The organism is Falsiroseomonas sp., assembly GCF_030695085.1.
Taxonomy (GTDB): Bacteria; Pseudomonadota; Alphaproteobacteria; order Acetobacterales; family Acetobacteraceae; genus Falsiroseomonas.
This window is the reverse complement of the sequence record NZ_JAUYTS010000005.1, coordinates 1-6,536: the sequence shown is the minus strand read 5'-3', so window position 1 is coordinate 6,536 and position 6,536 is coordinate 1. Positions and strand designations below refer to the sequence as shown.

The following is a 6,536-nucleotide window of genomic DNA, read 5'->3' as shown; positions in this document are numbered from 1 at the left end:
CCTCGGCCGCATAACGACGGCGGGTTGGCGGCTGGGCTTGGTGGTCATGAAGGTCGCGAAGGCGGCACAGCCGGTCATCGGCAGCCGCGCACGGTCCGGGCCCGACCCGGTCAGCATCCGGGACTGGCGCCATGGCCGCCTCCACCAGACGTCGTGAAGCCGCCGAACCGCGCCTGTGGTGGTACCGACCATGCCGCCCTCGGCGTCGCATCCCGCGACGAGGTCGTGATCTCCGACGCATGAGCGGGGCTCAGGATGGACAGGATCAAGGGGCGGCGGCGGCGGTCACCTCGACCGCATAGCGACGCCGGGTTGGCGGCCGGGCTTGGTGATCATGAAGGTCGCAAAGGCAGCACCGCCGGCCAACGCGTGATGACCACGGCCTTGTCCAACTGGTGCCCAATCGGCTGCCGGCAGGCCCAGAAACAACAACGGCCCGATCTGGTGGATCGAGCCAGTGGTCTGAAGGCAGCCAAACTCCGCGCGCCTGTTGCTCCGCATCGATAGGCCGCTTCCGCCCCGATGTGCCACGGGATGTGCCACGTGAGCGGTGCCGGGCCAAAAAAAAGGCCGCCAACCCGTTGGGGTAGCGGCCTAAGTCAAACAGGGAGGCTTCACGTCTGGGAGACGAAGGGGTTCGAGACTGGCTCGAATGACCCTGACCCGGCGTCGCCGCCGTGACACCCCCTACATAATGTGCGGTGCATCATGATGCTTGGGCGTATTCCGATGAGCGGCCATGCGCTGAATGCATGGACATGAAATACAACCTCGTTAATCACGCAGCTCATCTCTGCGAGCGAATTTCGCGATCACTCCACCGGGGGTGGTGGCTCAGCTCGCGGCCTGCAACCGCGCCGGAGAGGCCAGTTCCGCCACCAGGAAGTCGCGGAATACCGCGACACGCTTCGAATGGCGCAGTTCTTCCGGATAGACGAAATACGCCTCGATCCGTGGCGCCTTCAGGTCGGGCAGCACCTGCACCAGCCCGTCCAGCTCCTCGCCCATGTAGTCGGGCAGGGCTGCGATGCCGAGGCCGCTGCGGACGGCGGCCAATATGCCGGGCAGGCTGTTCATTTCCAGCACCGCGCGGCGGGTGGAGCCGGGGCGGCGCCCGGCTTCCTGCAGCCAGTTCACCGATTCGACCGGGGGGCGGTAATCGCCATAGACGATCATCCGGTGGGCATCGAGATCCTCGGCGCGGGCCGGCATGCCGGCGGTCTTGAGGTAATCCGGCGAACCGCAGACGCGCCAGCCGAAGGTGCCGAGGTTGCGCTGGATCAGGTCCGGCTGCCGCGGCGGATGCAGGCGGATGGCCACATCGGCCTCCCGCATAGCGAGGTCGAGATCGGCGTCATCCAGCACCACGGTCAGCGTCACATCCGGGTGCAGCGCCATGAAGCGGCGCAGCCGGGGCGCCAGCCAGACGCTGCCGAAGCCGGTGGTGGTTGTCACCTTCAGGCGGCCGGTCGGGCGTTCGCGGCTTTCGGTCAGCAGCGCTTCCGTCATCGCCAGCTTGGCGAAAACTTCCCGCACCGCGCGGTTCAGGGTCTCGCCCTGCTCGGTCAGGATCAGGCCGCGGGCGTGGCGGTGGAACAGCGGAACGGCGAGCGCCTCCTCCAGCGCCTGGATCTGGCGGGAGACGGCGGATTGCGAAAGATTCAGCGTCTCCCCGGCATGGGTGAAGGACCCAGCCTCGGCGACAGCGTGGAAAACGCGCAGCTTGTCCCAATCCAACGGCATGCCGGCGCCCGATTCCCTGTTCCCGCAGCCCGGCAAAATGACATGCACGGGCAGGTTTTGAGTAGCATGTCAGTTGCAAACGGGGCGTTTTTTTCCCCGGCATTGCCGATCCTGGCCGAAAAATCCCGAAGTGACGGCGATTTCAGACCGCTGCTGCGCCCAGCCTTGCGCGTCAGGCCGCTGCCGCATCCACCGCCGGCAGATGCGCCAGGAACTTCTCCGCCTCCAGCGCCGCCATGCAGCCGGTGCCGGCGGCGGTGACAGCCTGACGGTAGATCTTGTCCTGCACGTCTCCCGCGGCGAAGACGCCGGGGATGCTCGTCTGGGTGGTGCCGGGGGTGGTGCGGATATAGCCCTCAGCGTCCATGTCGAGCTGGCCCTTGAACAGGGCGGTGGCCGGGTCGTGCCCGATCGCCACGAACAGGCCATGCACCGGCAATTCGCTGGTCGCGCCGGTCTTCAGGTTACGCAGCGCCAGCCCGCGCGCCACCGCGACCCGGCCGCTGGAATCGGCCAGCACCTGTTCCACCGCCGTGTCCCAGATGACGGAGACGTTGGGCCGCTCGAACAGCCGCTGCTGCAGGATCTTCTCCGACCGCAGGCTGTCCCGCCGGTGGATCAGCGTGACGTGGCGCGCCAGGTTGGACAGATACAGCGCCTCCTCCGTCGCGGAATTGCCGCCGCCGACCACAGCCACGTCCTTGCCGCGATAGAAGAAGCCGTCGCAGGTGGCGCAGGCGGAGACGCCGAAGCCGGACAGCTCCTTCTCCCCCGGAATGCCGAGCCAGCGGGCCTGGGCGCCGGTCGCGATCACCAGCGCCTCCGCCGCATACACCGCGCCGGAATCGCCGGTGCACAGGAAGGGACGGCGGCCGAGATCGACCTGCGTGATCACGTCCTGGATCACCTCCGTCCCGACATGGATCGCCTGGGCCTGCATCTGCTCCATCAGCCAGGGGCCCTGGATCGGCTCGGCGAAGCCGGGGAAATTCTCCACCTCGGTGGTGATGGTGAGCTGCCCGCCCGGCTGCAGCCCGGCCACCACCATCGGCTTCAGCCCGGCGCGGGCGGCATAGATCGCGGCGGTGTAGCCGGCGGGGCCGGCGCCGAGGATCAACAGGCGGGTGCGGTGGGTCTGGGACACGGTGGCAGGGATTCCGGCAGCGGGGAGGGGTTCATGCCCCATATCGGCCGTGCGGCGCCAATCCTCAACCCGCGCGGGTGGTTCCGGCGCCGTTCTGGAGGAAATGGTGGTCTGCGTCTTGTAGATCGCACCCTTCGAAAGGATATTGCGCCCGACAGCCAAACCAGGACATGACGGACTAGATGACGGACACCCTTCCGCCAGATATCGACGAGGTGGACCGCCAGATCCTGGCGGAGCTCCAGGCCGATGGCCGCATGACCAATGTGGAGCTTGCCCGCCGCGTCGGCCTTTCCGCCCCGCCCTGCCTGCGCCGCGTGCGGCGGCTGGAGGAACAGGGCGTGATCCGCGGCTACCATGCGGACCTCGACCCGCAGGTGCTGGGCTGGGAGATCACCTTCTTCGCCCTGGTCGGCCTCGAGACCCAGAAGCAGAGCGTGCTGGCGGCCTTCGAGGCGATGGTCTGCGAATGGCCGGAGGTGCGCGAATGCCACATGATCCGCGGCGGCGGCGACTTCATGTTGCGCCTGGTGGCGCGCGACACGGCGCATGAGAACGCGCTGACCGCGAAGCTGACGGATGCGCCCGCCGTGCTGCGGGTGCAGACCCTGCAGACCATCCGCACGACGAAGGACGAAAGCGGCGTGCCGGTGGAGGGCCTGCCGGCGTGAGGCTGCCGGGCTGGGGGCGGGTCTTCATCGCCATCTGCCTCGCGGCTCTGATCGGGCCGGCCTCCGCCAACGACCCGCCGCATCAGGCCGCCTGCCCACCCGGCCTGCCGGAGGGCACCACCTGCCTGCGCGGCCGCGATGCGGAGGGCGCCTGGCTGCTGCTGGCCCGCCCGGCGCAGTGGCATGGCGGGCTGGTGACGCACATCTTCGGCGGCCCGCGCATGGCCACCCCCGGCCCTGACACCACGGATGAGGATCTGCTGCGCTACGCCGAATTCCTGCGCGCCGGCTGGGCCTGGGCCTCCACCAGCCGCCGCCGCGCCGGCTACGGCATCCGCCGCGCGGCGGAGGACACGCTGGCGGTGCGCCGCATCGCCGAACAACAGCTTGGCCCGGTGCGCTTCAGCCTGCTGCATGGCCAGTCCTGGGGCGCCGCGGTGGCGGCCAAGGCGATCGAGACGCTGAACGAGCCGGATACCGATGGCCGCCGTCCCTTCCAGGCCGCGCTGCTGACCTCCGGCGTGCTGGCCGGGCCGAGCCGGGCCTATGACATGCGGGTGGATCTGCGCGCCGCCTTCCAGGCCATCTGCGGCAGCCATCCCCGGCCGGAGGAGCCACAATACCCGGTCACGCTCGGCCTGCCGCAGGGCGCCCGCATGGCGCGGGAGGAGCTGATGACGCGCTACCTGGCCTGCACCGGCGCCGATCAGGCCGAGGAAGCCCGCAGCCCGGCGCAGCGCCAGGCCTTGGCCGATCTGGCGGCGGCCAGCCGGATTCCCGCATGGGCCATCCCCGGCCACCTCGCCTGGGCCACCACGCAATTCGCCGATATCGCTTGGCAGATGATGGAGGGCCGCAGCGCCTTCGGGAATGCCGGGGTGCGCTATTACGGCACCTCCGACGACGCGGCGCTGAACGCCCGCATCCCCCGCATCACGCCCGACCCGGACGCCGTGGCCAGGCTGGCGGAGGATGGCGACCCGACCGGGCGCATCGCCATTCCCGTGCTGACGCTGCATGGGGTGGAGGACATGACCGTCTTCGTCGAGCATCAAGCGGCCTACCGCGACACCCTCGCCCGCGCCGGCACCGATCATCTGCTGGTGCAGGTCTTCACCGAGGAGATGGAGCATTCGAAGCTCGCCGGCCCGATCTACGCCGCCGCTGCCGCCGCGCTGCGTGACTGGGCGGAACTGCGCCGGCGCCCGACGCCGGCCGACCTGCGTGGCCGCTGCGACACGCTGGCCGGACCCGAGACCGGGGCCTGCCGCATCCTGCCGGACTACCAGCCGCAGCCCTGGAACAGCCGCGTCAATCCGCGCTGAGGCGGCGCTTCGGCGCCTCGGCGCCTGATCGTGGGCGCCGGCGCAGGAGCGGGTCAATCCGCGCTGAGGCGGCGCCTCGGTGCCTGATCGCGGGCGCCGGCGCAGGAGCGGGTCAATCCGCGCTGAGGCGGCGCCTCGGCGCCTGATCGCGGGCGCCGGCGCAGGAGCGGGTCAATCCGCGCTGAGGCGGATCGCGCCGTGCAGCGCCGCCTGGAGCAGCGCCTGGTCCCGGGTGCGGGCGCCGAGGCGTTTGCGGGCGGATTTCAGATGCAGCTCGACCGTCACCGGGGCGATGCCCATGCGGTGCGCGATCTCCTTCACCCGCAGCCCGGCGGCGAGCCATTCCAGCGCCTCCGCCTCCCGTTCCGGCAGCGCCGTGGCTGGGCGCAGCCGCGCCTGCATCAGCCGGAGCGCGAGCGGCAGGCGCGGGCCCATGGACAGGCGCAGCGCCGCCACCTCCCGCGGTCGGAGGCCGCTGCCGATGTTCCGGGCCATGCCGCCCGGCGCCAGCACCAGGGAGAAGCCGGCGTTGAACCCGGCCTCGCCCGCCTCCGCGATCAGGTCCCGCTGGCGCGGCGCCAAATGGCCCAGCCGGTCCAGATAAGCGGCCCCGGTCGGGACGGAGGCGGCAGGGTCCAGGCAATGCGTGAAGAAGGGGTCGATCGCGGCATAGCCCTGCGCCTGGTAGTGCCGCAGCCAGTCGGGCGCGAAGGTGGTCCACAGCCCCGGGGTGGGGGCGGTGACATCATAAAGGATCAGCCGGTCCAGCCCATGGTTGCCGAGGAAGGCGCCGAAGCCGCGCCAGGCCTCCGCCGCATCCGGCGTCCGCAGCAGGCAGGACACGGCCTCGAGGTCGAGCATGCGCGGCGGGCTCCCCATGGATTTCCATAGCTTGGCAGCACCTTACGGTTAGGTTCAGGTCGGGCGTCAATCGGTCCTGCCAAGCCGCCCGGCAGATCACGCGGCTGTCATGGCGGCGCGAGGAGGGGGCGCGCGACGACGGAGAATAGCCTGATGCGATTGCGATCGGCGCCGCTGCCCACCGCCGCCTTGGCGCTGCTCTGCCTTGCCGCCGGACCGGCCGCGGCGGAGCGGGTCGGGGTTCTGGTCTTCGATGCCTCCGGCTCCATGTGGAACCGCGTCGAAGGTGACCGCACCCGGATCGAGGTGGCGCGCGACGTGGTGGGGGAGTATTTCACCAGCCGCGACCAGGCAGTGCCGCTGGCGGTGATCGCCTATGGCCACAACCGGCGCGGCGATTGCCGCGACATCGAGGTGATCGCGCCGATGGGCCGCGCCTCCGGCGCAAGCCTGGCACAGCGCCTGCGCGGCCTGGTGCCGCGCGGCATGACGCCGCTGACCGACAGCCTGCGCCAGGCCCGCGCCCAGATTCCGGATACGGCGGAGGCCGCGGACATCATCCTGGTGACCGATGGGCTGGAGACCTGCCAGGGCGACCCCTGCGCCCTGGCCGCGGAATTCGCCGCGGAGGGCATCAGGATTCGCGCCCATGTGGTGGGCTTCGGCCTGACCGGTGCGCAGGTGCAGTCCCTGTCCTGCATCACGGAACAAACCGGCGGCCGCCTGTTCGAGACCAATTCCGGCGCCGAACTGGCCGCGGCCCTGCTGGAGGTGAGCGCGCCCGCGCCCGCG

At 70.3% G+C, this 6,536-nt stretch carries 6 protein-coding genes; 3 read left to right on the top strand and 3 right to left on the bottom strand.

Features of this window, described 5'->3' with window-relative positions; genetic code table 11:
* Nucleotides 1-834 precede the first annotated feature (834 nt).
* Nucleotides 835-1,743 carry a LysR family transcriptional regulator gene (locus tag Q8S40_RS00575; RefSeq protein WP_304811777.1) on the bottom strand — a complete coding sequence of 303 codons (909 nt, stop codon included), beginning with the start codon at nucleotides 1,741-1,743 and terminating at the stop codon, nucleotides 835-837.
* Nucleotides 1,744-1,915: 172 nt separating this feature from the next.
* Nucleotides 1,916-2,929 carry a thioredoxin-disulfide reductase gene (trxB, locus tag Q8S40_RS00570; RefSeq protein WP_371136781.1) on the bottom strand — a complete coding sequence of 338 codons (1,014 nt, stop codon included), beginning with the start codon at nucleotides 2,927-2,929 and terminating at the stop codon, nucleotides 1,916-1,918.
* A gap of 140 nt (nucleotides 2,930-3,069) precedes the next feature.
* Here trxB and Q8S40_RS00565 point away from each other — a divergent pair, with 140 nt between their 5' ends.
* A complete protein-coding gene (locus Q8S40_RS00565; protein WP_305668878.1) occupies nucleotides 3,070-3,558 on the top strand; it encodes an Lrp/AsnC family transcriptional regulator in 489 nt (162 codons plus the stop codon).
* Nucleotides 3,555-4,883 carry a hypothetical protein gene (locus Q8S40_RS00560; protein WP_305668877.1) on the top strand — a complete coding sequence of 443 codons (1,329 nt, stop codon included), beginning with the start codon at nucleotides 3,555-3,557 and terminating at the stop codon, nucleotides 4,881-4,883. Before Q8S40_RS00565 ends, Q8S40_RS00560 begins: the two co-directional genes overlap by 4 nt.
* A 171-nt stretch (nucleotides 4,884-5,054) precedes the next feature.
* Here the strand turns inward: Q8S40_RS00560 and Q8S40_RS00555 are convergent, their stop codons facing one another.
* Complete coding sequence (locus Q8S40_RS00555; protein WP_305668876.1) at nucleotides 5,055-5,744, bottom strand: LuxR family transcriptional regulator; 690 nt, start codon at nucleotides 5,742-5,744, stop codon at nucleotides 5,055-5,057.
* 153 nt (nucleotides 5,745-5,897) lie between these two features.
* Here Q8S40_RS00555 and Q8S40_RS00550 point away from each other — a divergent pair.
* Nucleotides 5,898-6,536: VWA domain-containing protein (locus Q8S40_RS00550; protein WP_305668875.1), on the top strand; the 639-nt coding region annotated here is incomplete at its 3' end.

What these genes read in the sequence shown, in the direction of transcription:
- Q8S40_RS00565 (WP_305668878.1), top strand. Translation starts at nt 3,070, where the DNA reads ATGACGGACACCCTTCCGCCAGATATCGACGAGGTGGACCGCCAGATC.
- Q8S40_RS00555 (WP_305668876.1), bottom strand. Translation starts at nt 5,744, where the DNA reads ATGCTCGACCTCGAGGCCGTGTCCTGCCTGCTGCGGACGCCGGATGCG.
- trxB (WP_371136781.1), bottom strand. Translation starts at nt 2,929, where the DNA reads ATGGGGCATGAACCCCTCCCCGCTGCCGGAATCCCTGCCACCGTGTCC.
- Q8S40_RS00575 (WP_304811777.1), bottom strand. Translation starts at nt 1,743, where the DNA reads ATGCCGTTGGATTGGGACAAGCTGCGCGTTTTCCACGCTGTCGCCGAG.